At 34.8% G+C, this 25607-nt stretch carries 31 protein-coding genes and 2 pseudogenes; 21 read left to right on the forward strand and 12 right to left on the reverse strand.

Annotated features, from left to right (window positions below; all coding sequences use genetic code 11):
• Nucleotides 1–118: 118 nt before the first annotated feature.
• On the reverse strand, nucleotides 119–1033 hold the full coding sequence (locus ACSBPO_RS10185; RefSeq protein WP_442599937.1) for a hypothetical protein: 915 nt from the start codon (nucleotides 1031–1033) through the stop codon (nucleotides 119–121).
• Entirely contained in the window at nucleotides 1026–1565 is a 540-nt protein-coding gene (locus ACSBPO_RS10190) for a sigma-70 family RNA polymerase sigma factor (RefSeq protein ID WP_442599938.1), read from the reverse strand. Before ACSBPO_RS10190 ends, ACSBPO_RS10185 begins: the two co-directional genes overlap by 8 nt.
• A 430-nt stretch (nucleotides 1566–1995) precedes the next feature.
• Between ACSBPO_RS10190 and ACSBPO_RS10195 the strand changes: the two genes are divergently transcribed.
• A complete protein-coding gene (locus tag ACSBPO_RS10195) occupies nucleotides 1996–2172 on the forward strand; it encodes a hypothetical protein (protein ID WP_442599939.1) in 177 nt (58 codons plus the stop codon).
• A 141-nt stretch (nucleotides 2173–2313) separates the two neighbouring features.
• Here ACSBPO_RS10195 and ACSBPO_RS10200 read toward each other — a convergent pair whose 3' ends face one another.
• Nucleotides 2314–2934: an NAD(P)-dependent oxidoreductase gene (locus ACSBPO_RS10200; RefSeq protein WP_442599940.1), complete on the reverse strand. Its 621-nt coding sequence runs from the start codon at nucleotides 2932–2934 to the stop codon at nucleotides 2314–2316.
• A 252-nt stretch (nucleotides 2935–3186) separates the two neighbouring features.
• On the opposite strand from ACSBPO_RS10200, the gene ACSBPO_RS10205 reads away from it, so the two are divergent.
• The 3 genes from ACSBPO_RS10205 to ACSBPO_RS10215 all read left to right on the forward strand — a co-directional run bounded on the left by ACSBPO_RS10205 (nucleotide 3187) and on the right by ACSBPO_RS10215 (nucleotide 5127).
• Nucleotides 3187–3339 (forward strand): DUF3934 family protein, encoded by a 153-nt coding sequence (locus ACSBPO_RS10205; RefSeq protein WP_442599941.1) that lies wholly within the window; start codon nucleotides 3187–3189, stop codon nucleotides 3337–3339.
• 426 nt (nucleotides 3340–3765) lie between these two features.
• Nucleotides 3766–4323 carry a GNAT family N-acetyltransferase gene (locus tag ACSBPO_RS10210; protein WP_442599943.1) on the forward strand — a complete coding sequence of 186 codons (558 nt, stop codon included), beginning with the start codon at nucleotides 3766–3768 and terminating at the stop codon, nucleotides 4321–4323.
• Nucleotides 4324–4485: 162 nt separating this feature from the next.
• Nucleotides 4486–5127: a hypothetical protein gene (locus ACSBPO_RS10215; RefSeq protein ID WP_442599944.1), complete on the forward strand. Its 642-nt coding sequence runs from the start codon at nucleotides 4486–4488 to the stop codon at nucleotides 5125–5127.
• A 166-nt stretch (nucleotides 5128–5293) separates the two neighbouring features.
• Here ACSBPO_RS10215 and ACSBPO_RS10220 read toward each other — a convergent pair.
• The 8 genes and pseudogenes from ACSBPO_RS10220 to ACSBPO_RS10255 form a co-directional block, all read right to left on the reverse strand.
• Nucleotides 5294–5655: pseudogene (locus ACSBPO_RS10220) on the reverse strand (MerR family transcriptional regulator).
• 12 nt (nucleotides 5656–5667) lie between these two features.
• Nucleotides 5668–6378: an SDR family NAD(P)-dependent oxidoreductase gene (locus ACSBPO_RS10225; protein WP_442599945.1), complete on the reverse strand. Its 711-nt coding sequence runs from the start codon at nucleotides 6376–6378 to the stop codon at nucleotides 5668–5670.
• Nucleotides 6379–6480: 102 nt separating this feature from the next.
• Nucleotides 6481–7317 (reverse strand): SDR family oxidoreductase, encoded by an 837-nt coding sequence (locus tag ACSBPO_RS10230; RefSeq protein WP_442599946.1) that lies wholly within the window; start codon nucleotides 7315–7317, stop codon nucleotides 6481–6483.
• Nucleotides 7318–7348: 31 nt separating this feature from the next.
• Nucleotides 7349–8371: an aldo/keto reductase gene (locus ACSBPO_RS10235; RefSeq protein ID WP_442599947.1), complete on the reverse strand. Its 1023-nt coding sequence runs from the start codon at nucleotides 8369–8371 to the stop codon at nucleotides 7349–7351.
• Between the two features lie 15 nt (nucleotides 8372–8386).
• Nucleotides 8387–8911 carry an NAD(P)H-dependent oxidoreductase gene (locus ACSBPO_RS10240; protein ID WP_442599948.1) on the reverse strand — a complete coding sequence of 175 codons (525 nt, stop codon included), beginning with the start codon at nucleotides 8909–8911 and terminating at the stop codon, nucleotides 8387–8389.
• Between the two features lie 131 nt (nucleotides 8912–9042).
• On the reverse strand, nucleotides 9043–9579 hold the full coding sequence (locus ACSBPO_RS10245; protein ID WP_442599949.1) for an NAD(P)H-dependent oxidoreductase: 537 nt from the start codon (nucleotides 9577–9579) through the stop codon (nucleotides 9043–9045).
• A 93-nt stretch (nucleotides 9580–9672) separates the two neighbouring features.
• Entirely contained in the window at nucleotides 9673–10320 is a 648-nt protein-coding gene (locus ACSBPO_RS10250) for an SDR family oxidoreductase (RefSeq protein ID WP_442599950.1), read from the reverse strand.
• 51 nt (nucleotides 10321–10371) lie between these two features.
• Nucleotides 10372–10809, reverse strand: coding sequence for a MarR family winged helix-turn-helix transcriptional regulator (locus ACSBPO_RS10255; protein ID WP_442599951.1), 438 nt, complete (start codon nucleotides 10807–10809; stop codon nucleotides 10372–10374).
• A 151-nt stretch (nucleotides 10810–10960) separates the two neighbouring features.
• Between ACSBPO_RS10255 and ACSBPO_RS10260 the strand changes: the two genes are divergently transcribed.
• The 10 genes from ACSBPO_RS10260 to arsC all read left to right on the forward strand — a co-directional run bounded on the left by ACSBPO_RS10260 (nucleotide 10961) and on the right by arsC (nucleotide 19130).
• The gene (locus tag ACSBPO_RS10260) at nucleotides 10961–11941 is read left to right on the forward strand and encodes a zinc-binding dehydrogenase (protein WP_442599952.1); all 981 of its coding nucleotides are present in this window, start codon (nucleotides 10961–10963) and stop codon (nucleotides 11939–11941) included.
• A gap of 471 nt (nucleotides 11942–12412) precedes the next feature.
• Nucleotides 12413–12859, forward strand: a complete 447-nt coding sequence (locus tag ACSBPO_RS10265) for a MarR family winged helix-turn-helix transcriptional regulator (protein ID WP_442599953.1) — start codon at nucleotides 12413–12415, stop codon at nucleotides 12857–12859.
• Between the two features lie 74 nt (nucleotides 12860–12933).
• Nucleotides 12934–13812, forward strand: coding sequence for a permease (locus tag ACSBPO_RS10270; protein ID WP_442599954.1), 879 nt, complete (start codon nucleotides 12934–12936; stop codon nucleotides 13810–13812).
• A gap of 35 nt (nucleotides 13813–13847) precedes the next feature.
• Entirely contained in the window at nucleotides 13848–13991 is a 144-nt protein-coding gene (locus ACSBPO_RS10275) for a hypothetical protein (RefSeq protein WP_442599955.1), read from the forward strand.
• Nucleotides 13992–14037: 46 nt separating this feature from the next.
• Nucleotides 14038–15180, forward strand: a complete 1143-nt coding sequence (locus tag ACSBPO_RS10280; RefSeq protein WP_442599956.1) for an NAD(P)-binding domain-containing protein — start codon at nucleotides 14038–14040, stop codon at nucleotides 15178–15180.
• 49 nt (nucleotides 15181–15229) lie between these two features.
• A complete protein-coding gene (locus tag ACSBPO_RS10285) occupies nucleotides 15230–15733 on the forward strand; it encodes an arsinothricin resistance N-acetyltransferase ArsN1 family A (protein ID WP_442599957.1) in 504 nt (167 codons plus the stop codon).
• A gap of 116 nt (nucleotides 15734–15849) precedes the next feature.
• The gene (locus ACSBPO_RS10290) at nucleotides 15850–17082 is read left to right on the forward strand and encodes an MFS transporter (protein WP_442599958.1); all 1233 of its coding nucleotides are present in this window, start codon (nucleotides 15850–15852) and stop codon (nucleotides 17080–17082) included.
• A 173-nt stretch (nucleotides 17083–17255) separates the two neighbouring features.
• The gene (locus ACSBPO_RS10295) at nucleotides 17256–17603 is read left to right on the forward strand and encodes an ArsR/SmtB family transcription factor (RefSeq protein ID WP_442599959.1); all 348 of its coding nucleotides are present in this window, start codon (nucleotides 17256–17258) and stop codon (nucleotides 17601–17603) included.
• A gap of 92 nt (nucleotides 17604–17695) precedes the next feature.
• Nucleotides 17696–18688: an ACR3 family arsenite efflux transporter gene (arsB, locus tag ACSBPO_RS10300; protein WP_442600344.1), complete on the forward strand. Its 993-nt coding sequence runs from the start codon at nucleotides 17696–17698 to the stop codon at nucleotides 18686–18688.
• 16 nt (nucleotides 18689–18704) lie between these two features.
• On the forward strand, nucleotides 18705–19130 hold the full coding sequence (arsC, locus tag ACSBPO_RS10305) for an arsenate reductase (thioredoxin) (protein WP_442599960.1): 426 nt from the start codon (nucleotides 18705–18707) through the stop codon (nucleotides 19128–19130).
• Between the two features lie 698 nt (nucleotides 19131–19828).
• Here arsC and ACSBPO_RS10310 read toward each other — a convergent pair.
• Nucleotides 19829–20155, reverse strand: a complete 327-nt coding sequence (locus tag ACSBPO_RS10310; protein WP_442599961.1) for an ArsR/SmtB family transcription factor — start codon at nucleotides 20153–20155, stop codon at nucleotides 19829–19831.
• A 224-nt stretch (nucleotides 20156–20379) separates the two neighbouring features.
• Here ACSBPO_RS10310 and ACSBPO_RS10315 point away from each other — a divergent pair, with 224 nt between their 5' ends.
• The 7 genes and pseudogenes from ACSBPO_RS10315 (at nucleotide 20380) to ACSBPO_RS10345 (ending at nucleotide 25411) form a co-directional block, all read left to right on the forward strand.
• The gene (locus tag ACSBPO_RS10315) at nucleotides 20380–21606 is read left to right on the forward strand and encodes a M28 family metallopeptidase (protein WP_442599962.1); all 1227 of its coding nucleotides are present in this window, start codon (nucleotides 20380–20382) and stop codon (nucleotides 21604–21606) included.
• Between the two features lie 204 nt (nucleotides 21607–21810).
• Complete coding sequence (locus ACSBPO_RS10320) at nucleotides 21811–21951, forward strand: alcohol dehydrogenase (protein ID WP_442599963.1); 141 nt, start codon at nucleotides 21811–21813, stop codon at nucleotides 21949–21951.
• 243 nt (nucleotides 21952–22194) lie between these two features.
• A complete protein-coding gene (locus tag ACSBPO_RS10325) occupies nucleotides 22195–22461 on the forward strand; it encodes a hypothetical protein (RefSeq protein WP_442599964.1) in 267 nt (88 codons plus the stop codon).
• Nucleotides 22462–22559: 98 nt separating this feature from the next.
• A pseudogene (locus ACSBPO_RS10330) lies at nucleotides 22560–23129 on the forward strand (class I SAM-dependent methyltransferase).
• A gap of 34 nt (nucleotides 23130–23163) precedes the next feature.
• Nucleotides 23164–23541: an enoyl-CoA hydratase gene (locus ACSBPO_RS10335; RefSeq protein WP_442599965.1), complete on the forward strand. Its 378-nt coding sequence runs from the start codon at nucleotides 23164–23166 to the stop codon at nucleotides 23539–23541.
• Nucleotides 23542–23737: 196 nt separating this feature from the next.
• Nucleotides 23738–24277 (forward strand): HAD-IIIA family hydrolase, encoded by a 540-nt coding sequence (locus tag ACSBPO_RS10340; RefSeq protein WP_442599966.1) that lies wholly within the window; start codon nucleotides 23738–23740, stop codon nucleotides 24275–24277.
• Between the two features lie 849 nt (nucleotides 24278–25126).
• Entirely contained in the window at nucleotides 25127–25411 is a 285-nt protein-coding gene (locus ACSBPO_RS10345; RefSeq protein ID WP_442599967.1) for a hypothetical protein, read from the forward strand.
• Nucleotides 25412–25607 lie beyond the last annotated feature (196 nt).

Below are 25607 nucleotides of genomic sequence, written 5' to 3' on the forward strand. Positions count from 1 at the left end.
TAGAAACGCTCCAAATTAGCTAAAAATAACAAGTTTCACTTATAAAAAGGCTTCACTCCATCGAAGAGTAAAGCCTTTTAGCGTTTAAAATTTGGGTGACTTCGAGATAAATATGCTCTTATTGGTTACTATCACGATTTTGATATTCAGGTAAGCCTTTTATATATTCTTCTATATCTTTGTATCCTGCAAGTGATGGACTAAATATCTCAGGTGTAAGTTTGGGATTAATCGCTAGTTCTTGAGTTTTATATTGAAGCAACATGTTCCTATCTTTCGAATATCCTTTAAGTTCAAGTAAAAATCCTGTTTGTTTTTCTAGTATAAAATGATAGTTATCTATATCTCCATTTCCTTTTTCTCTCTTCGCATTAATTTTATATACATTAAACCCTTGATATCTAGCTTCTTCCATTTGAGTCCAAATAAAATCATCACTAAATAAGCTATAATGAAAGTGTGTAGGATATACTGCTAAAATAGGATTATTACGATATTTCTTTAAGTAAATATCTGGCGGTTCGACGATACTTAGTTTTTGGTAATATTTTTGATCATGAAATATAGTGTTTATTTTTTGGTTTTCAATAATACTAGTAATATTATTATTTGAATTTAGGATTCTTATTGTATTGTTTTCGTTTGAAATGGCATATGTTACATTTTCAGTATGCTTGGCTATATGATCAGTAAAAGTATAAGAACCTCTTAAAGTCTGAAATTGCTCAAAGGGCTCACTCCATTTTGATTCGACCGATGATTGAATTTCTTTCATTGAAACGGTTTCACTTATTTGTACACCTCCATTTGAATATCCATTGAATACATTGTTATAGGAGAAATAGGCAAATCCAATTAGTAAACTAAACGTTAACAGGCTATTAATAATTGGTTTATAGGCCTTATATGAGAAAAAAGGGTGTTTTTCCTTCTTTAAAACGCTTTTCAGAATTTCTTGCTTCCGTGAAGTGTAGGGATGACTATCAAATATATTATTCAATTCTTTTTTTAGTTCTTTGAATTCATTATTCACTTGTAGGTCTCCTCTCTTGTAATTCACGTAATTTTTTTCTTCCACGCTCCAGGCGGGTTCTAACTGTTGAAGGATTGATGTTTAATAGGCTACTAATTTCTGAAATCGACAAATCTTCATAATAAAATAAAATAATAGCCTCCCGATACTTCATATTAAGTTGTAAAACATCATAAGCCAGTTCCGAATTCTCGATTTTTTTAAAATGCTCAATTTCTAAACTATTACCTTCCGATTTTGGAATGAATGGATGAATAATATCAGTAAGAAATGTTGATCTAAAAAATTTCGATTTCAAATAATCTTTACAATGATTAATCGTTATCCGATAAATCCATGTTTTAATATTCGATTGGTGATTAAATGAATCTAATTTCTTGAATACTTTAATAAATACCTCTTGGCTAATATCCTCAGCTGTATTCCAATTATGTACATATGTGTAAGCAAGATTTACAATACTTTTCTCATACTCTAGTATCAACTCCTCCAATATTAATTCTTTACTAAGTAAAGGCAATGTTGTTTCCATGATTGTCTCATTCACCTACTTTTAACACTAATTTCTTCATGACATTGGTTAGACGACTCCCTAAAGAAATATGTCTCATCCTTTTTAAACAAAATAGAGTCTTAAAAAACTTGAAGATGATCGATACCAACTGAAAGCTGATTTAAAAATGGATAAAGTAATTGCTGATGGAATAGACAAATCATTATCATTATGTAAGTAATGATGAGATTTTTTTATCCCATCCATATACAAACGGAAGAAGTCCATAATATGGCAGATATTATTTAATACCTTGATATTTTGAACTTTTTTTTTGTAGGAGGAATTAAATTAACATGCAGGTAAGGTGTTAACATTATCGAATAAATATTAATATGTTTAAAAAATGTGTTCGTATAATCATTAAACATTGCAAGTTAATTTAACAGTCGAAAGGGGATGAAGTTCTATGGGATTTCTCTATTATTTAACACCAATTGTAGCTATAATATTCTTTGTTAACTGTGTTTCATTGGCTAAGAAGATACAGAAAGGCGATGAAAATACCGCCAATCATACTGCTTGGGGAGCTTTAATGTTTGGTTATATTGTATTCTCCATTATGCTTTTTACGAGTTTAAACTGATGCATTCAAGAAGTAACGTTGTTCACCACTTTTAATTATAGTAACGAAGAGATTTAGTTGAAGATTTGGGATTAGTGCCGTATCCCATTTTCCTTTTCAACCAAATGGGTTAATCCTATATGAAAGTAGGAAAAGGGTATTTTAGTAGGCGATACCTACACGCGATTTTATATACTCGCTAGATTTTATCTGTTTAAAAGTAAATTCTGCTGTGTCCGGAACGGATATTTCAGCTCCACCTTCCGGCAAATAATTTCGTTCTACTCGATATTTGCCTACCTTTTTTCCATCCGGCAAGTACGTAGGACAGACAATCGTCCAGTCGAGGGTTGATTGTTTGAGCATATCGTATACTTTATGATGTTCTTTCGCTGCACGGGTTGATCTCTGCTTGGATTCACTTGATTGATAACGCAGAGAATTAGGTGTGGTTCTACTTTGCAGAATACCCGCAGTTCCTATCGTAATGATTCGTTTTATACCTTCGTTTTCCATTGCTTCGATAATAAGTGGCATACTTTCTGATAGAGTAGTTGTGCCATCAGTATTAAGTGCACTAATAATCACATCAATCCCATGCATGGCACGTACAATATCATTTTTATTTAGAACATTCCCTTGTATAATGGTTAAATTTTCATTGTTTATTTGAATTTTTTCTGGAGTGCGAACTAGTACGGTAACATGATGACTATCATGAAGGGCATAAGTAACTAGTTGACTTCCAACTCGTCCAGTTGCACCTAAAATTAAAATATTCATAAGAATGAGGCTCCTTTTTTCAATACTAATAGTTTACTATAAAAGTTATTTTATTGTCCTGTTTAATTAGATAAGCTAATCTTCAAAAAAAAGATACCAATAAGCTGAACATATACAAGTTTTTATTCACTACTTGTGTTTTCAGTGGTAGAAGATAATATAGAATTTCGTATTTTATTAAGGACTTTAATGGTAAAATAAAAAGTCAATTGGATATAACTAAACAATAAAGTTAACTATGGAGTTGATATGATGAGTAAAGCTAAAGCTAAGGGCGGAACTGGAAGAGGAACGGGAAAGAAGGGCTGGAATCGTTGGCAATCAAGTGCAAATAAAGCAAAGAGTGCCAAACCGTATAAAAGCAAAGGGGTTAAGCAAAGTGATAATACAAACGACCCTCAATAATAAAAGGGGGAGTTGAGTAAATATGATTAAGGCTGTCATCTTTGATTAAGAAGGGACTTTGCTTAATAGAGACGTATCGGTAAAAAAATTTATTCATAGCCAATATGAAAGATTAAATAAGTGGGTTACATATTCAAAAGAGAAATACATTACTCGTTTTATAGAACTCGATCATCATGGTTACGTTTGGAAAGATAAAGTATATCAACAACATCTGAGGAATTTGAAATTAAAGGGGTAACTCTTCAATAACAAAAGTTCCCATTAAGCTGAAAACAAACAAGTTTTTATTCACAACTTGTTCTTTTCAGCTTTTTTTGCCTTAGGGAAGTTCAGTCATTAAAAGATGTGTTGAAATAGATGAAATGAATATCCATTTTTATTATAGAATACCAGGAATTCCAAACAAAGGGAGATGAAGATGTAATGAAAGAACGTACATATCCGGTACTTGAAACAGATAGATTGATTTTAAGAGAAATAAATACAGATGATGCGAAGAGTGTTTTAACATATTTATCTGATAAAGAAGTGATGAAGTACTATGGATTAGAACCATTTGGCTCCATTAATGATGCTTTAGATGAAATATCATGGTATCAATCCATATTTGAAAAGAAAACCGGTATTCGATGGGGGATTACGTTAAAAAATCATAATGAGGTAATTGGTAGTTGTGGATTTCTAAATAGGATTCCAAAGCATTATCGTACCGAAATTGGATTTGAACTTCATAAAGATTATTGGGGACAAAGCATTGCAAGTGAAGCACTTAAAGCTGTATGTAAATACGGATTTGAAAAATTGAACTTGCAACGGATAGAAGCCTTAATTGAACCACCTAATCTATCATCACAGAGGTTGGTAGAAAAGCAAGGATTTATTAGAGAAGGACTTTTAAGAAATTATGAGTTTACTGGTGGGAAATTTGATGATTTATATATGTATTCATTGTTAAGGAAAGACTTTGGAATAATAGAATAAATAGATTAGAAACCTGGAGAGATTTTGTTTAAAATCTTTAAGCAGATTCCTTTTGTTCAACTAAAGGTGAGCTATAGATTAATAACAGAGATCATCAATGGCGATTCTATTTACTATAGGGAGAAGTTAGTAAATAGGAGTAAGTAAAAAAATAACATAGAGGTGGTAGATATTATAAAAATCGATATCGGTATTCTTCCACAGAGTTATGTTTCAGACAAACCAGAAGATGGAGGATATATTCCATATGCTATTGATGGAAAGACTCCATATCTTTATGATGTTCATTTCTTGGAAAGAAATGATGCACGACAAGTAGAAGAGTTTGTTTCTAAGTGGATGGAGAAATTAAACCCTTTCCCTATTTATGCGTTTTTTGAATGTTACGATTTTCAACAAAAAGAAATGGAGGAAGAATATGCGTCCAACTCCATAGATTATACAAAGTCTAAATGGAATGAGAATGACTATTATAATAAAGTTGTAATTCGAAACATTGACCAATTTAACGTAATCTTCCCTTATTTATATGGTAATGGAAGTATGAACAATTTTGCTTGTTTATCCCTTAAAAAGGATGTTTATAGCATTGAATTTAGAGATTTTGTAGGTTTTAGGGGAGAAAATATAAATGTAGAAACACCCATTCTCACGTTAATCGAAGATACCACTGTAATATGGGTAAATTACGATGGTAATGGATTAGTTCTTATTTCAAATGATCATAGATATTCTCAATTAGATTTTCTTATTAAGACGCTCCCTGAAAATACAAATTATTCTATCTCTGAATTTGGTGAATAATCTATTCGATGTTCCATAAAAGGGCGCTAAATTAGCGTCCTTTTATTGTTCAAGTTCTTCTAAATATTATTTTGATTAGCCCAAAAATTAAGTTGAACATACGAATAGTATAAAAATCAATCACATGTCCATTTTTGGTAACAAATTGCACAAAGAGAAATTTGAATCAGTTTTGTATTTCACTCTCTAATCTTATGATTTTTTGTTGGATCTTTCTTAGATTTTCTTCCGTTTCACGAATTTGTTGTATAACATTCATTTCTTGTTGTTTCATCATTTCGAGTCGTTGAGGAATAGTATTTTTCCCTTTCATTGACCAATCAACAAATTGTTTAATTTCCTTGATTGGCATTCCGGTATTCTTTAAACATAAAATAATTTCAGAAAATTAAGAGCATCTTCGTCAAAAACTCGATCACCTTTTTCCGTTCTTTTTAGAAAAGGGAACAGTCCTTGATTATCATAGTAACGTAATTGAGAAATGGATAAATGATTCATTTTTGCAACTTGACCGATCGTGTAGTTCATGTTCATAGTAATTTACCAAGGGATTATCCCATTTTTATCAAGAATTTTCCCATTGTAGTTTGTATCGCTCAATGCATATTTAACAATAATTTGTGCACCTTCCACAGGGGTTTTCCCACCTGGAGCATTATGATTAAGATCTGTAGTCGTAAAACCAGGTGTAACACCAAATATTTCAGGTCCGTTATCTCCAAATTCTTTACCAAAGGCTAATGTTAGAGAATTTACAGCCGTTTTGGATGAATTATAGCCTAATATATTAAGTTGTCCAGCTTGACCATTGTCAAACATCGTTTGTGAAGCCATATCGGTCGTGAGGTTTACTATTTTCCCACCTTGAGAGTTTTTTACTAGTGGTAAAAATTGTTGGATCATCTGAAATGTTCCAAAGAAGTTAACATCAAATCCTTTACGCAACGTTTCTATTTTTAATTCACTAGGCAATATGCCGAAATCGAGTGCAATCCCTGCGTTATTTATTAACAAATCTAAGTGATTCGTTACTTCAAGGATTTTATTTTTTGCGTTTTGAATGGAATCTGTGTCTGAAATATCAACTTGAACAAATGAAACATTCGCAAAGCCTAAAGATTGTATAGCTTTTTTCCCTAGTTCTTCATTACGTGATCCTAAAAATACATGGTAATTTTGTTCTGCTAATTGACGAACGATCTCATAGCCAATCCCTTTATTAGCACCAGTTACAAAAGCGAATTTGTTCATATTTTCATTCCTCCAAAGTTTATTTTGATATGATACAAATTAAAAGATACAACCTCAACCTAAGTTGAGGTCAAGTGATTTTTTACAAAAAACTTGGTGCACTTAAGATAGGATTCCAGGCTTGATTAAGCTCATACTGATATCCCATAATTTTCGGGCAGAATCCTGGTCATTTGCAGCTTCAGTAGTTTCTGTTTCTTTGCAGTTAACAAAGAATTTACCGCTAACGCCAAGAACATCAGGGGAGGAAGCAAGATAGACCGGTGTAACCGCACCTTTTTTCGGATTAGATGACAACGTTTTGAAGATTGTCCGTAGGATCCAAGGCATGTCATGCATAAGATTAGAGCGGATAATTCCGGGATGCAGGCTGTTAACGGTCACACATTTCCCCTCAAGCTTCTTTGAAAATTCCTTCGTGAATAAAATTAACCCTAATTTAGTAGGACCTACTGCTCTGAAAAAAGCATAATTTTCTTTGGTCATGAGGTCATTAAAGTTCATTTTAATTCCGTTGTGCTTGGAGGCGACATTAATAATTCTTCCTTCACCACTTGCTTCAAGCGACTCCAGTAATAGGTGGGAAAGGATAAAATGAGATAAATAGTTTGTAGCAAATGTGGTTTCAATTCCATCTTCCGTTTCAGAACGTTTCGCTAAAAAGACGGCTGCATTATTGATTAAAACATCTAACTTGTTATACTTTTGCTTAAATTGATCCGCTGCTTGTTTGACGGAACGCTGAGAGGATAAATCAGTAAGAATGAGATCTACTTGAGTATTACCTGTTTCTTCCATAATATCTTGAACTGCTTTTTTGCCGCGCTCCTCATTTCTGCATAATAGAACAATGGTTGCTCCTTTTATAGCTAATTCTATTGCTGTTGCTTTGCCAATCCCTGAGTTGCCGCCAGTTATTAAACAAATTTTCCCCTTCATCGATTTCACCCTTTCTCCAAGCAATTCATTATTATTTTTTTTCTATCTTTTCAAACGTTTTACCATGGATGGCATTTAAAACAGATTCAGATGCAAGAAAATCATGAGGGAACCCCAGGTCAATTTTGCTAGCCTCATTTAATTGGGTAAGATGTGTTTCTGAAAGCTGGAAAGCCAAACTTCCAAGATTGTCTTTCATTTGTTCTTCTCGTTTTGCACCAATTAGCGGAATGACGGTACCAGCTTGTTGACGGACCCAGTTTATTGCAACTTGGGCAGGGGAAACAGCTAGTTCTTTTGCGATTTCTTCCACAACTGCAGCAATAGCCCGGTTGCGTTCATTTAAACGTGCACTTTGAGGTGATAATCTTCCTTTTTCTGATGAAGGATTGCTGTATTTTCCCGTGAGTGCACCGCCAGCCATTGGTGCCCATGCGGTAACCCCAATATCTAAAGCGCGTGCCATCGGTAATAAATCTCTTTCTGGAGTTCGCTGCAACAAATTGTACTCCACTTGCAACCCGATAAACGGTGTCCAACCACGGAGAGTGGCAAGCATATTCGCTTGTGAAACAATCCAAGCAGGTGTATCCGAAACTCCTACATAAAGAATTTTTCCGGAACGAACTAAATCGTCAAGAGCACGCATCACTTCTTCGACCGGTGTCATGAAATCCCAAGCATGAAGCCAAAGTAAATCAATATAATCGGTCTGTAGCTGTTTTAAGCTCTTTTCAACGGATTGAACAAGATTTTTTCTATGGTTGCCGCCGCCATTTGGATCATTTGGACGAGTGTTCAGTGTATATTTAGTCGCAACAACAAACTGTTCACGATTTTCACGAATAAATTCCCCCACATATTTTTCACTTGTTCCATTCGTATAATTGACAGCCGTATCAATAAAATTCCCACCAGCTTCAACGAAAGCATGGAAGATTTTTTGGCTTTCCTCTTTAGAAGCGCCAAATCCCCAGTCTTCACCAAACGTCATTGTACCTAAAGCTAATTCAGATACTCGCAAGCCGCTTCTTCCTAATAATTTATAATTCATTACAGAACCTCTTTTCTAATAGTTATTTTTTAGATGACGTACCAGATCTTCAGCACTTTCGAGGACTTGTTCATTCGTTAAGAGGCGTACTCCCTGCTTCGTAAAACTAGGTAAGAACCTCATGCCGGTCAAATTAGCGGTTGCCTGGAATGGTTTGGTTAATTCGCTCATGCTGAAGTGATTGTATCCGCCAGCTTGATAGGCAGTCTCTGGTCCGCCTGTTGAAATAGCTAACACAATCTCTTTGCCACGTAATTTCGTTCCGTTCGACCCATATGCCCAACCGTAAGTAAGAACCAAATCCTGCCATTGTTTTAATAAAGCGGGTGAACTATACCAGTAGAAGGGGAATTGCAAAACGATACGATCATGCTTCAATAGGAGCTGCTGTTCTTTTTCTACATCAATCTCAAATGTTGGGTAATGTGCATATAGGTTGTGGACTGTAACATTATCTTCTTGTTGAAGACGGTTCATCCACGTTCTATTTACCTTAGATTGTTCCAAGTTTGGATGGGCTACAATAACTAATGTTTTCATCTTGATCACCTTTCAATTGTTAGTACACTCAAATAAAAATCATCAAAAGGTATTTCTGTGGAGGAAATACCTTTTTGCGATTAAAGTCCGATAGTTGGGGATTCATCGTTATTCCGTGGTGTGTGAATAAATTATGCTTTTATCATTGACGGCTGAAGAACGTAATCTACATATGCTTTTACATTTTCTGCAAGTTCTTGATCTGAAACATGCATAACACCATTCAACACAAACAATGGTAAAAACTTCGTGCCAATGAGGTTGCTTGTTTGCTGCAAAGGAGTTGTTAAGGTCTCCATCGTAAAATGATTATAGCCAGTAGTCTGATAAGAATCCTCCGGTCCAAAGGTTGAAATCGCAAGACCTAGTTCTTTACCGTGAAGCTTGTCACCTCCTTCGCCATATGCCCAGCCGTAAGAAAGCACTTCATCCTGCCATTGTTTTAACAAAGCAGGCGTGCTGTACCAATAGAATGGAAATTGAAGAATAATACGGTCATGTGTTTCTAATAGACTTTGCTCGTGTGATACGTTTATTTTCCCGTCCGGGTAAGCCTGATAAAGGGTATGAATTGTAATTTCTTCGTGTTTTTTCAATTCTTCCATCCAAGTACGGTTAATGCGAGATTGTTCCAAATTAGGGTGGGTGATAATGACTAGGGTTTTCATTAGTAAGTCTCCTTTTGTCTTTTTTTAGTTTTTGGTTTCACTTAGTGAGGGAAATTTCATCATTTGTACATACAAATGATATATCAAAAAAATTTATTTTTCTTCAAATATAATTTCTGTTTCTGCTCGATTTTCGTACATGCTATAAAATGCATTCGCAATATTTTCAGCGGAGAAATAGGTTCCTTCTTGTACAAATCCTTTAATCGTTAAGGTTCCAACATAAATTCCTTTAGAGCTCAATTCTTGGTGCAAGCTGTATGCTAAATTGCGAATACCTGCTTTTCCAATAGCTAATGAAGAATAGTCAGAATAGGGGTGAAGAGCTAATCCTCCGCCAGTTAATAAAATAGTTCCATTTACCATATGGGGAATCACTTCTTTTACACTGGTAAGAGCACCTGCTACACTGATTTTAAAATCATCCACTAGTTGATCAATGCTTAATGTTGTAGGTTTGCCAGGTCTTCCTGAAGCAGCATTGTATAACAGTACATCAATTTTCCCATACGTCTTAATAACCGAGTCAATGGCTGTTTTTAAAGATTCAACTGAAGAGACATCCCCGGGAAACCCTTTTGCTGTAATCCCATCATATTTAAGTTCATTTTCATATTTCTGTAATGACTCCATATTGCGCGAAATCATGGCGACTTTAAAGCCTTTCTTTCCAAATTTCCTTGCTGTATTTAAGCTAATGCCTGGTCCTGTGCCGACAATGAGCAATATCTTTTCTGACATAACAACTGCCTCCTTACTTATTTGTATATGCAAATGAAAGATTAAAAAAAATTACAGTTCTCTTTCTAACTTATTGCTCGCTTCATGAAGAGATTTACTTAAATCTTTACTGAACTCACGTCCTAAGATTTCAGAATAGCTATCAAACAATTCTTTTAGAGAAACCCGAAACTGCAGGTACACCTTTTCTCCTTCTTCTGTTAAAGAAATCAGTGATTGTTTTCCATCCATTTTTCTGGTGACCAGGTTTAATTTTTCAAGTTTATCAATAAACCTTGTACTTGTCGAAGGTGCAATAGATAACTTATGACATAGTTCCTTCTGTGTGATTTCCGGATGGAACTTTACAATCATAATCATGTAAAGATAGGAAGGAGCAAGGTCGCCAAAATCAAATGTTTTTTCGGCTAATTTTGTAATGTTACGAGCAAACCGACTGGCTGTAAAGTATAGACAATGTATTAATATTTGTTCTTCTTCATTATTCATGTAATCAATCCTTTTTTTCATTTGCATATACAAATTAACACGAAATAACGGTTAGGTCAACTAAATCATTTTTCTTGTTTTCATCCTAAACAGTATATAATATATACTTTGTTTCAAAACTTATGGATAATACATAAAAAGGGTGAGATAAATGAAAGCATTGCTATTGCGTGAAAAAGATAAATGGAAAGAAATGAAGGTAGAAGAAGTAGAAACTCCAAAACCAGGTCCAGGAGAGATATTAGTTCAGGTATATGCGGTTGGGTTAAATCCTGTGGATTATAAAACAGCTACTGGTGGCAATCCCAATTGGTCTTATCCTCATATTCTTGGTTTAGATGTGGCGGGTACTGTGGCAGAGCTTGGGGAAGGTGTCTCTAAGTGGAAAAAAGGGGATCGAGTAGTCTATCATGGAGACCTTACTAAGAAAGGTGGCTTTGCAGAATATACTGTAACCACTGCTCATACTGTTTCTCGAATTCCAGATGGAGTAACGTTTCAAGACGCTGCTGCTTTGCCGACTGCCGGGTATACAGCATACCAATCGTTATTCCGTAAACTGCCAATGGATCAAATTGAAACTATGTTAATACATGGTGGTGCTGGCGGAGTAGGAGGTTTTGCTGTTCAATTAGCCAAACTTGCAGGTAAAAAGGTTATTTCCACAGCTTCCAGTCATAATCATAACTATGTTAAAACACTTGGTGCAGATTATGTCATTGATTACAATGAAGTAAATGTAATCGGAAGAGTGATGGAGATTACAAGTGGGCGGGGAGTAGATGCAGTGGTGGATGCAGTAAGCAGACAAAGTGCAACAGATTCCTTAGATGCATTAGCCTTTTTAGGTCACATTGTCTTTATTTCTGGTGCACCTGATTTTACAAAAATAAAACCTTTTACAAAATCAGTTTCTTATCATGAAATTGCCCTTGGTGCAGCACACCCATTTGGTAGTCAAAAGGCTCAAGAGGACCTAGGGGTAATAGGAGAGGAAATGCTTAAGCTAGTAAATGAAGGAAAAATCTCTCCTATGCTAGATGAAATAATTAGCCTTGAGGAAGTTCCAGATGCCTTATCTCGTCTTTCAGAAAGACATGTTAGGGGTAAAATTGTAGCAAAAATGAAATAAGAAATAATGGTGTTTTTGTCTAAGGAACATCCTAACTATAATAGGTTAGAGTTGATGGGCAGAGGGCGCTATTTTGTGCTAGAAATACAAATTAGATTTAAGATAAGACAAAAAATTTTGTAGTTGATTATCGGACACAGGTTCCGTTATTACATTAAAATAGCCGCTTTTTCATTGTTTATAGGACACAGATTCCGTTATTCACTAGATTTCTTTGATAATAGACGTAATTAGGAGAAATAACGGAACCACAGTCCTATAATTCACCAAAAACGATCATTTTTGTGAAAATAACGGAACCTGTGTCCTTTAAATTAATTGCCAACCAGCTTAATGAGGTTCTAGTGAACTACTTGAAAAAATGAGGGACACTGGGTTTTTATGAGGAAATTTAATTTCTTAAAAAAATTTAATATTATTACTTGCAAAATGCAAATAATAATATATAATAAAATCCAAGAGGTGAAAAAAATGGAAAATACTCGAGAACTCTTCCAGATCTTAACTCGTCGCTTTGGTTTTTTAAGTAAAAATTGTTGTACCGTTGGTCATTTAGAAATCTCAGTTGTCCATAGTCATATTTTATATGAAATAGATAAAGGTCATAATCCTTCGATACAACAGATTGCTCAAAATTTAGGGATAGATATCACCACGTTTAGCAGGCAAATCCAGAGTTTAGTCAAACAGGGATTAGTCAAAAAAACTCCTGATCCCAATGATCGTAGAATATCGATTCTATCTTTGACGACGGAAGGAAAGTTTGTGGCAACAGCCATTGATGCACAAATGAAACAATATTTAGATGAGGTTTTTTCTCATCTCAATGAATTTGAAAAGGAAACAGTGCTTCGGTCCATTCAGCTATTGACGAATGCCATGGGAAAATCGACATACTGCTGTCAACCATTACTATGAGTAACAATTGTTACTCATAAAAAAATCACCATTACTTGCAAATTGCAATTAATTAAAAAAAGGAGAGAAAGAACATGTGGGATATTAACTGGTTAGAAATAGGAAAAAGCTTTTTGTATATTGCTTTAGAATTGACCGTTTTGTTTGTAGCCATTTCGTTTTTAATTAACCTCATTCAAGGATTTATTCCGTATGAAAAAATGGAAAGATGGATGGAAAAAAGTCATCCGTTAATTAGTGCTCTTATTGCTTTAGCCTTTGCATTCATTACACCTTTTTGTTCTTGTTCCACGATTCCGGTAGTGGTGAACTTACTTAATAAAAAAGTACGGTTCGGCATTGTGATGATTTTCTTGTTTTCTTCACCGGTACTGGATCCAACCATTATCACCTTAATGACAGCGATATTAGGGGTGAAGGTAGCCGTTATTTACACCGTCGTTACATCTATCTTATCAATCATCATTGGATTTACATTAGAAAAATTAGGTTTTGCCAACCAAGTCAGAAACGTGGTTATGACAGGTTATAATCAAGAATCCAAACGGTTTAATTTAAAGGCAGCTTTAACGGAAACATTGCAGTTAATGAAAACAGTTTATCCATATCTGATTATTGGGGCCGGTATAGGGTCCATTATCCACGGGGCGGTTCCAACTGATTGGATTTCCACTTATATGGGTGGAGACAAATGGTGGTTAGTTCCGATTGCGGCGATTATCGGTATTCCTTTATACATTAGGCTTTCTACGATGATTCCAATCTCACAAATTATGGTAGCCAAAGGGATGGCGTTAGGTCCTGTTATGGCATTAATGATTAGTTCTGCTGGAGCAAGTCTTCCAGAATTGACACTTCTAAACAGCATTTTTAAAAAGAAATTAGTTACAGCATTTGTAGGATCAGTATTTATGATGTCAACCATCTCAGGATTTCTCTTTTATATTGTTTAACTACTAAAAAAATCATTACTTAGGAGGAAATGGAAATGAGTATTTTTAAAAATTTATTTGGAAAAAAGGAAAACACGAGCTCTTGTTGCAACATTCAATACATCGAAGTGAAGGACGACGAAAAGAAGGATGACCAAAAAGAAGAGAATACCAACGGGTCTTCTTGTTGTAAATCATAAGCAGTAGCGGAACAGACAATTTTTTTAAAAAAGGGGAAGATGTAGAATGTTAGATGTCATTATTATAGGTTCAGGTCCTTTTGGGATTTCTTTAGCGGCCCATGTGGTAGCAAACAAGCTTCAATACAAATTATTTGGATACCCAATGGATTTTTGGAAAAATCAAATGCCTCAGGATATGTTTATTCGTACACCACACGAGTTTGTCAGTTTTTCAGATTCGAAGGATGAATTCACGATCCAGCAATTTTCGGAAGAAACCGGTACTGAATTGATTACACCTCTTCCAAGACCGATTTTTGTGGAGTATGCCAATTGGTTTGCCAAAAAAGCAGGCATTGAGTTTACTCCTGAATTAGTAACAAAAGTGGTTCATAAAGATGGCTACTATAAAGTGTCTTCTGAGAATGGAGATACATTTGCAGCAAAAAATATTATAGTTGCAACGGGAGTAGAACACTATAAATTCTTACCAAATTTATTTAAAGGGTTTCCACCTCATTTAGTTACTCATACTTCTGGTTACACAAGTTTTGCCCCATTCAAAGGGAAAAAAGTCGTTGTCCTTGGAAGCGGCCAAAGTGCTTGGGAAGCTGCTGGATTATTACATCGCGATGGTGCTGATGTGGAATTGGTTTATCGTAAATCTGGGGCTAATTATGCAGGAAGCAGAGAAAATGAAATTGCACTGCGAGATGTTGGAGATATATTTTACAATCTGCCTCTTGAAGAAAAGAAACAAGGGTGGGGGCAATCAGCAGGTAGTGTCGCTCATTTCTTAAAACCTTATGTGGAAGGGATTGTTCCACAAAATGGGGGAGTGGAGATTGAAAAAATAGAGCAGATAAGTGCTGATGAAATTCGATTAGTGTTATCTGATGGAACGGAAAAAATCGTTAACCATATCATTGCAGCTACTGGCTTTCATATTAACGTCGATAAAGTACCGTTTTTCGATGAAACCTTATTATCTGAAATTGAGCGCGAAGAAGAGTTTTACAAATTTCCAAAATTAAATGAATCCTTTGAATCAAGTGTACCCGGGTTATATTTTGCAGGTCCTTTGTCTTCTCATAGTCATGGACCAACATTCCGATTTATTCTAGGATTAAGGAAAACCTCATTCTCTATCATACCTTCTATCGTAAAAAAGATAGAAACGGTACCTGTACAAAGATATCTAGTCTAAACAATTATAGTTGGTATTAGTAAGTGTTAAAAATAGGAGGGGGAACGGGTTGGGAGAAATACTCATTCGCCAGGCAATAGAAAAGGATATTGAGTCCATTCGGATGATCTATAACGAAGGAATTGTTGACCGAATTGCAACTTTGGAAACGGAAACAAAGGATTATAGTTATATGAAGGATTGGTTTGAAAAACATAATGGACGTTACCAAGTAATCGTTGCCGAAGAAGATGATCAAATTCTTGGTTGGGCAGCTTTAAATCCCTATAATAATCGCTGTGCCTATTTGGGAGTGGCTGATTTGTCTCTTTATATCTCAAGAGAAAGTAGAGGCAAAGGGATTGGCGGGAAACTTCTTGATGCGATTCAGACCATCGCCGAAGAAAATGATTTTCATAAAATCGTCCTGTTTACCTTTCCCTTTAATCAGTTAGGCCAAGGATTGTATAGAAGCAGAGGGTTCCGTGAAGTAGGAATTTTTAAAAACCAAGGTTTGTTAGACGGTCAATACGTGGATGTTATGGCAATGGAGAAGCTACTAACGGATTCTTAGAAGAAATATAGGATGAAGGTCCAACTAAAGGGAAATCTTGCTGTGGGTGAGAATCTTGAGACCAGTCTGCAAATGTAGACTGGTCTTTTATAAAGTCTCTATGAGAGGGGTGTCACATGAAACTAAACCCAAAACAACCCATAATAGCTATTGCGTTGGTCACCGCCATATGCCTAGCGGGAGACTCAATGCTCTATATTGTATTGCCTACTCATTGGAAAGAAGTTGGCTTAACTTCTTTAGTTCAAGTCGGTATATTACTTTCCGTTAATCGATTTGTGAGACTGCCTTTAAATCCTTTAATTGGATATATCTATAAAAAAGTGAATCTTAGAAACGGAATTTTACTTGCGGTTATATTAAGTGGGATTACGACGATTAGTTACGGGCTAGTGGATAATTTTAGCATTTGGATTATTCTTCGTTCGATCTGGGGGCTCGCCTGGTCTCTTTTTAAACTGGGCGGATATTTATTGATTTTACAATATTCGCAGGATACAAACAGAGGAAACTTCATGGGAACCTATAACGGATTATATAGGCTGGGAAGTTTGTTTGGAATGTTATTGGGAGGTCTGTTATCCGATTTGTTTGGAATAAAATTGATTAGTATGTTCTTAGGGATCTCTGCTTTTTTAAGCATTCCTATTATCATTAGATACATTCCAAAGTCTATACAATCTAATGAACGTAATGAATACAAAACTTCTTTTCTGAAAAATATTGGATCATTTTTAAATAGAAAGCTCATTATGATATTGTTAACAGCATTTTTATTGGTCATGATACTTGATGGCATGTTAACCGCGACGTTGAGTTATATCATCGAAGCTAAATTTACAAATAAGATAGATGTTTTTAGGATTGTTGTCGGAGCGGCTACGCTTGCAGGATTTATACAAGCATTAAGATGGGGAATCGCACCTTTTGTTGTACCGGTGGTTGGCAACATGCTTGATAAGACGAAACAAAAAAATAGAATGTTAGTCTTTTTCCTATTCTGTGCTTTCATACTTCTTGTGGTCATCCCATTAGACATTCCTTTAATATACTGGTTGCCTATTTTGTTTGTCCATGTGTTAATTGCCTCGGTACTAACGATGGTTATGGATACATTTGTAGGTGATTATGCGTCGAAGACAAGCAATAAGATAGTAATAATGACCATTTTTACCATTATTGTAGATTTAGGAGCAGCACTAGGCCCGATACTAGGATTCACATTAGAACAAAAAATGGGACTAATCCATTTGTTTTGGTTAGCCGGAGGAATTTGTTTTGCACTTGCGATAATGTGGAGCGTCCCTATTAAGGGGCAAACAAAGGATGTTTTATTATTTGAAACATAAAAAGACCAAAATTAGGTCTTTTTTTTAATGGGCTGTATTAGGGCTAATTTTTAAGAATCAAAAATAATAAACAAATATTAATAAAATCTTTACAAATAATATATAAAAAAGTCATTGAAATATATAAGTGAATTATTATATACTAATTTTCGGATATGATGGGAGGGGTTCATTTGTTAGTAAATGCAACAGTGGAAATAGAAAAAGCTGCAAACATCTTAAAGTTATTGGGTGATAAAACTCGATTAACTATGATCAAGTTATTATTTAGTCATGATTGCTGTGTATGTGAATTTGTTGCGATGTTTAACACGAGCCAGCCTGCTATAAGTCAACATTTACGTAAATTAAAAGATGCTGGGTTAGTGAATGAAACCAGAAGAGGGCAATGGATTATTTACTCACTAAATAAAGAAAATGAGTTTTATCCAATGGTTAGTGAATTGTTGGAACACCTTCCAAATCAAGATTTTAAATTAAAAGAATTAGAAGAAAAGGGATTACGCATTTCATGTGATTAAAAGAAAAGAGAGAAGGGGTTATTGTGAACCATTCGGGGAAAAAGCGGTTATCTTTTTTAGATCGTTACCTGACGCTGTGGATTTTCTTAGCGATGGCTGTAGGAATAGGAATTGGTTTTATTTCGCCAGATTTTGTGGATGGATTAAACCGTTTTCAGGTGGGTACCACATCCATTCCACTAGCAATTGGATTGATTTTAATGATGTATCCGCCATTGGCAAAAGTTCGTTATGAAGAAATGGGTCGAGTTTTTAAAGATGTAAAGATTTTAGTTCTGTCTCTTGTTCAAAACTGGATTATCGGACCGATCTTAATGTTCGCATTAGCTATTATTTTTTTACAAGACAAACCAGAATATATGGTTGGACTAATCATGATAGGTTTAGCACGTTGTATTGCGATGGTTATCGTGTGGAATGACCTGGCAAAAGGCGATACTGAATACGCGGCAGGATTAGTTGCCTTTAACTCAGTTTTCCAGATGTTATTTTTCTCCTTATATGCCTATTTGTTTGTGACCATTATTCCGGAATGGATTGGATTAGAGGGTGCCGTCATTAGCATTACCATGGCAGAAGTGGCCAAATCGGTATTTATCTATTTAGGAATTCCTTTTATTGCGGGAATGTTAACAAGACTTATTTTAGTAAAAGCTAAAGGCAGACAATGGTATGAAAAAGTCTTTATTCCAAAAATTAGTCCGATTACACTTATTGCGTTGTTATTTACGATCATTTTAATGTTCTCTTTAAAAGGGGAAGTGATTGTAAGCCTTCCATTAGATGTGGTAAGAATTGCCATCCCATTGTTGATTTACTTTATTATTATGTTTTTCGTTTCGTTTTTTATGGGAAAAAAATTCGGTGCCAGTTATCCGGTTACCACTACTTTAGCGTTTACAGCAGGAAGTAATAACTTTGAATTAGCTATTGCTGTTGCGGTTGGAGTTTTTGGCATTCACTCAGGAGCAGCATTTGCGGCTGTTATTGGTCCTCTTGTCGAAGTGCCAGTCATGATTGCATTAGTAAACGTAGCTTTATGGTTCCAACGAAAGTATTTCACAACAGAAGCGATAAAATCATAAAAAGGTGGAATTGAATATGGAAAATAACAAAAAAACGATCTATTTCTTGTGTACAGGAAATTCATGTCGCAGCCAAATGGCAGAAGGCTGGGCTAAAAAGCATTTAGCTGATGAGTGGGAAGTAAAGAGTGCAGGACTTGAAGCGCATGGATTAAACCCGAATGCGGTGAAAGCGATGAAAGAAGCAGGAATAGATATTTCCACTCAAACTTCTGATGTGATTGATCCAGAAATTTTAAATCATGCGGATTTAGTTGTGACACTATGCGGTCACGCGGCAGATCATTGTCCTGTGACTCCACCTCATGTAAAAAGAGTTCACTGGGGATTTGATGACCCTGCTAAGGCAGAAGGGACGGAAGAAGAGAAATGGGCCTTCTTCCAACGTGTCCGTGATGAAATTGGAGAAAGAATTGAACGATTTGCGAAAACGGGAGAATAAGACTAAATGAACCATTTTTTGGATTAATTTTTTTTAAAAAAATAGGAGGTGCTCGACTTGAAAATTACGGATCAAGCTCGTGATGAATTTAAAAAGATGTTCATGGAAGAGAATGCTACAAACATTCGTATCTTTTTTGATGGCTTTGGCTGAGGACAACCAAGGATTGGACTGGCTCTGGATGAGCCGGAAGAAGGCGATATCATCGTCACCATTAATGGTATAAAAGTAGCCATCGATCCCATTATCGAACCAAACACGGAAGACCTTATTTTAGAGCGAAGTGGAAATGGTAAGGGGATCTCAATGATAGGAAATACAGGTAGATGCTGTTAGAAGGACGTTTGTTCGGCTGTCCTTTTGACAGCTTTTTTTTTGGCTCTTTGACTTGGCTGAGTTTGCCGACAAACATTCAATTTTAGCGGACACACGTTCCGTTATTTTACGAAAATGGTTGTTTTTTAAAGGGTTAAAGGACTGTGGTTCCGTAAATGTACCTAAAGTATGACTTTTTTTAATGAAATATAGTGAATAACGTCATCTGGGTCCTATAAGGTCGTGAAAATCGTGATTTTTACTGAAATAGCGGAACGTCTGTCCTATAAAAACAAAATATCTCAAGCCCTCCCGTTTTATGGTTGAAAAAGAAAAACCGATCACTAAGAAAGGTTTCAGTGACCGGCTTTTTTTCAAAAATATTAGCAACAGGTAGGTCTGAACAAGCAACATAATTCTTCTGACAATAGATGATTGATTTCTTTTTGATTAAGCTGGTAGTAACTCCAAGTTCCTCTTGTTTCCTTTATAATAATCTCTGCATCTAATAATATCTTTAAATGATAAGAAAGTTTTGATTGAGGCATACCAATCAATTCAGACAATTCACCTACCGAAATCTCCCCTTTTTGGGTTAACAAATTCATAATTTGCAATCGTTTTTGATCAGCAATGGCCTTAAATTTGGACTCGTATTTTTCAAATATTTTCTCTGTTGAAATATCGTTTAAAGCGATATTAAAATCCATTTTTTCACCTTCTAAATTAAATCAAATTTATTTGATACTACTATCATATAATCAATTTTTTTTACATGTCAATCAAATCAAATAAAAAGATAATTTAAGGTTAACTGGGAGTGTTAAAATATAAATCAACTTTTTTTGATAAAGTATATTGTCAAAATTGCCAGTTAAGGATATGATTAAATAAATCAAAATAATTTGATTTAACAAACGAAAGGAGGTATTATATGAAAACTTCACTAATATCAACACAACTCTTAAATGACTTAATGTTTCTAACCAGTAAAGAAACGGAAGGTCGGTTGTCAGGAACAAAAGGGGCAAGAAATGCTGCTAAATACATAGCAACAAACCTTTCAAATTTTGGAGTCCATCCTGCGGGGGAAAATGGATTTTTTACGTATCTTGATATCTATGCAGCGCGTTTGAACGGTCCTATTAAATTATCTATTGGGGGTAAACCATTAAGACACCGAATCGACTTTGGGGAAATCCCACGGTTTTCCAATCTTAATGGAAATATGGTGAGTGGAGAATTAATCGTTATCCGAGATGGAGATGAAATGGTAACTAATCAATTAAGCGGGAAAGTAGTTTTAATTCCTGAGACTCCTAAACAGTTTGATTTAACTGGAACCGTTAAGGGAGCTGAAGAGTTAGGTGTCAAAGCATTATTAATAGATGGAGGAGAACCAGGTTGGTTTGCTAAAAGCTTGAATGGTTCTAGTGCAAATTCAATCCCTGTTATTCAAGTAAGGAAAAAAATAGCTTTAGAATTAGAACACCAACAGGGTGAACTGGTAACCATTAGCTTGCCATTAATCTCTAATTATCTATCATGCCAAAATGTGTTGGGAATTTTACGAGGGGAAGATATGTCTAAAACATTGGTTCTGTCTGCTCATTATGATCATTTAGGGGATGATCCGGAAGGGTTTAGATTTCCAGGTTCCATTGATAATGCATCTGGTGTGTCTATCATACTTGATTTGGCAAGAAGACTTTCAAAACAAACAATCCCTTTTAATATTTTGTTTGCCTTTTTTACAGGTGAAGAATCAGGTTTAGTCGGAGCCAAGCATTTTATAAAAAATACAAAATTTCCAATAAATGCCGCTATTAATGTGGATAGTTTAGGATTTGAACCTGCTTTGAAAAGAATGAGGAATGGTCATAAAGATTCAGGAAATTGGCTGGCCGATTTGTCAGCTGACATCATTCGTAAACATAATGTTGAAGTTGCATGGATTGCTGGGGGAGAGGACTCTATGGCATTTCAAGCAGAAGGTATGACTGCTATTGGTCTTGGACAAAAACCAACAGATCCAAATCAAAGGGGGATTCATACTCCTGATGACACAATGGAGAACTTATTTCTAGAACCAATTGAACAGGGTTACGAGATAATGGATGAATTAGTCCAACATCTAATAGATAATCCTAATTTGTTATAAGCATGTGATTTGTGATTAAACTTAAGTTTTAAATTAATTGGGAGATTAAAGTGATTAAAACATCAATTTTTTTTGATTAATTAGTTGTATTCTGGAAAAATCGGTAATATACTTGGTTTATAAATCAAAAAAAATTGATTTATTGTACGATTTATAAATCAAAATAATTTGATTTATTAATTTCATTGAGAGGAGGTGAAAAAAATGAGCTTTATTAAAAAATTAACAGGTCTAGAAACACCGAAGTCTCCTGGCTGTTGCAGTGTTGAGATTAAAGAGGTTGAGGATAAAAAGGAAGAATCCTGTTGTGGGACTGCTAGTAATGAATCTTCATGTTGTAATTAATAGATTTAGTGAGTATTTTTAGGATCGTTTATAAGATTGAAAGAAGGAAGTTGAAAATCAACTTCCTTCTTTTATGGGTTTATTTATTGCCTTATTGCTGTTATTGAGTTTAAGGGCATTACGTTACTATGAGTGGCATTAATCGATAAGGATTAGTGCCTATTTTTATTGAAAGTTAACTTTTGAAGGAATTTACACGAATATTGGAGAAGTTTTAGAATAGTTTGCATATGAGGTGATATCATGGGAGTTCTATTATTTAGCTTATTAGTTATCATTAGCATTGCTTGTTTTTTGGAAGGGAAGAACTTGGAACGAAGAGGGTTAAGATTTACACTTAGTTTGTTATTAAGTATTTTGGTACCATTGATTATGACAGGCAGTTTAGATAGTTTACTAGTGAACCATAAACTTGAGGGTGTTTTTTATATTTTAGCACACACCATTTTGCCTACCGTTGCTTTTACCATTTTCCAGTTATTCTTTTATCATATTAAACTGTTTAAATGATCTAATGATAAAATTTGAAAAAGAAATGTAAACTTTGCCCACTGATTTTTGAATCCTAAAAGAGAATTACTTAATGGACGAATGAGAGGTTCATTTAAATGATCAAAATAGATAATCTTAAAGTAGTCATTGGGGCAGGAGAATTTAATAACAATCCCGATTGGCTGCAAACTCAATAAGAGGAATTGAATTTATTAAGACGAGTGGATTGGGAAAAAATTTTCTCCATTAATTCTTTAGAAGCGATTTTAGCGGAACATGTATGGGAGCATTTAACTTACGAAGAAGGCGTTGAAGCTGCGAAGATATGCTTTGATTTTTTAAAGCCTGGAGGATATTTACGTTGTGCTGTTCCTGATGGGTTTTTTTCTGATGAAGATTATCAGAAAGCTGTGCAGATAGGAGGACCAGGCCCGAAAGATCATCCTGCAGCAAGTCATAAAACTGTACATAATTATAAAACGATTACTTCCATGTTTGGAGAGGCTGGTTTTCATGTTTCTCTATTAGAATATTGTGATGAAAACGGTCAATTTCATTTTCATGATTGGGATGAAAATCAAGGGTATATTTATCGTTCCAAACGTTTTGATCATAGAAATCAAAATGGAAAACTCTGTTTCGTATCTCTGATCGTTGATGCTCAAAAACCAATAAAAATAGACTAGATCGATGATGCTACCTGTTAAGGGGGGAATAAGATTGTCTTTAAAAGTAGGCGATATCATTACGTTTGAACGCACTTTTACAATGGAAGATGTTCAAATGTTTACTAAGATTTCAGGTGATGAAGGTATTCACCATATGACACCTGATGCTCAGGGAAGACTTGTCATACAAGGGTTGTTGACAGCTACATTACCTACTAAAATTGGCGGGGATAACAATGTACTGGCCCGTGAAATGAATTTTGAGTTTTTGATACCTGTTTTTACCGGAGATAACATCGTATGTGAAGTAACGATCGAAAAATATGAGATGCAAGAAAATAATAGAATATCAATTGTGGCATCCTTCGTATGTACTAATCAGAATGAGAAACAAGTATTGATAGGGAATTTTTCGGGAGTTATATTATAACTATTCTTGTAGTCTAAAGAAGTCCAAAATAGGCAAGGTTTTATTCATAAAACCTTGTGTATCTTGGACTTTTTTACTGCTAAATCAGTTTTAGAATAGGTAAATGGAAGATAAGTTGTTCTAAACAGAAAGGAATTCCTTCACATATTGCAGAATAATGAAAATGTAATAGATGTTTTTCGGAGGTGATTCATAGTTGAACATTCAAGCTGTCTTCATCGATCGAGATGGGACAATCGGAGGTAGTGATAAGGTTATTTATCCTGGAGAGTTTGAACTTTTCCCCCATGTAGCCGAGTCCGTACAGTTATTGAAAAAGTCTGGTATATTAATCTTTTCTTTTACAAATCAGCCTGGAATCTCTAAGGGAGAAGCCACACTTCAAAGTTTTGAAAAGGAACTTCAAGATTTTGGTTTTGATAGAGTTTATCTATGCCCCCATCAACATGATGAAGGATGTCAATGTCGCAAACCATCATCAGTCATGTTAGAAAAGGCTGCCAAAGAACATAATCTGGATTTACAGCAATGTGTAGTGATCGGTGATAGATGGACGGACTTGCTTGCTGCCGATCAAGTTGGATGTAAAAAAATTTTAGTGAAAACGGGCAGTGGAAAAGAAACTTATGAAAAATACATAAACAATGAATTCTTTGGTCGATGGGGAGAAGTAAAACCCAATTATGTAGCAGAGGATTTCAATGATGCTATTAAATGGTTAATGTCAGACGAATGATAATAAACTTACTCGTCAACTTACCGAAAATCACTGATTGGAAACCAGTCACTAGGGGAGTTATACATGAATACAAGAGTGTGAGGGTAGTTGATTAAAAGATTGGTTATTTATGGTAAAATTAAATACAGAATTCTATATTGGTCTTCTATATGATTTAGGGGAGAGGATTTTTTGCTATTTGTGATGCTATTTTTCATTCCACTAATCGGTACCATGTGGTTTCTAAATTTAATTTCATTAATAAAAAGGATTAAGGAAGATGGTTTTATTAATAACTTGTTATTTTTAGGGGCTTTTCTTACTTTTATTTTTATCTTTCTATGTATGTATACCTTTGTAGGATTACATTAAACTGTTAGTAGTTTCAATACGACTTCTTGAAAAAGTGTGTTGATTTCAGTTTTACTTTTTTTAGAAATAGAGATATTGATGTGATTATTTCCTAGATTGGGTTAAAGAATATACATTTTTTTATGGGGTGATTAAAATAAACTGGAGTGAATTTTCGAATGAATGGTGAGAATGTTTCCGTGTAGCTTGGGAGTCCTTTCAAGAACGATCTCGACCTGTCGGGGCCATTGTAATAGATGATGAGGGTAATTTAATTTCTACAGGTAAAAGTGCTACATTTGGACAATTATCAAATACGGTCATATCAAATAATGAATTAGCTCATGCGGAGGTTAATGCTTTTTAAAGTTAGACAATCGAATACATAAAGAAGTAAACTCATATGTTCTTTATTCTACCGTGGAACCTTGTCCCCTTTGTTTTTCTGCTTTTTATATGAGTGGTATCCGTAATCTTAAGTATGCCGCAAAGGATAAATATGGCGGTAGTACAAATTTGAGAGGGACTACACCTTATCTTAATAAGAAACCAATTGTGATAGAGGGACCCGTGAAATATTTAGAGTGGTTATCCATTCTTCTTAATGTTTATTTTGACCTTAGTAATAATTACGAAAAAGGGCTTCCAATGTGTGAATTTATGTCAGAAGATTATCCTACCATAATCGAATTAGCTAAAGAATGGGTTGAAACAGCTAAATTAATAAATCCTCATCATTTAAAAATAGAGGATGTATATGAGATGTTAATAAAAGATCTGCAACAAGTAGAAAGTGCATAATTGTTGAGTATAATCTAGTACAAATTGCCAAAGTAGTAGTGTTTATCGGACACACGTTCCGTTATATTGAGAAATTGCTTGTTTTTAGAGAATTATCGGACTATGGTTCCGCTATTTCACTAAAAGTATGCTATTTGTTAGTGAAATATAGGGAATAACGGAACCTGTGTCCTTTAAGTTTGAAAAAAGCGTCTAT

The organism is Neobacillus sp. D3-1R, from assembly GCF_052180215.1.
Classification (GTDB): Bacteria; Bacillota; Bacilli; order Bacillales; family Cytobacillaceae; genus Pseudoneobacillus.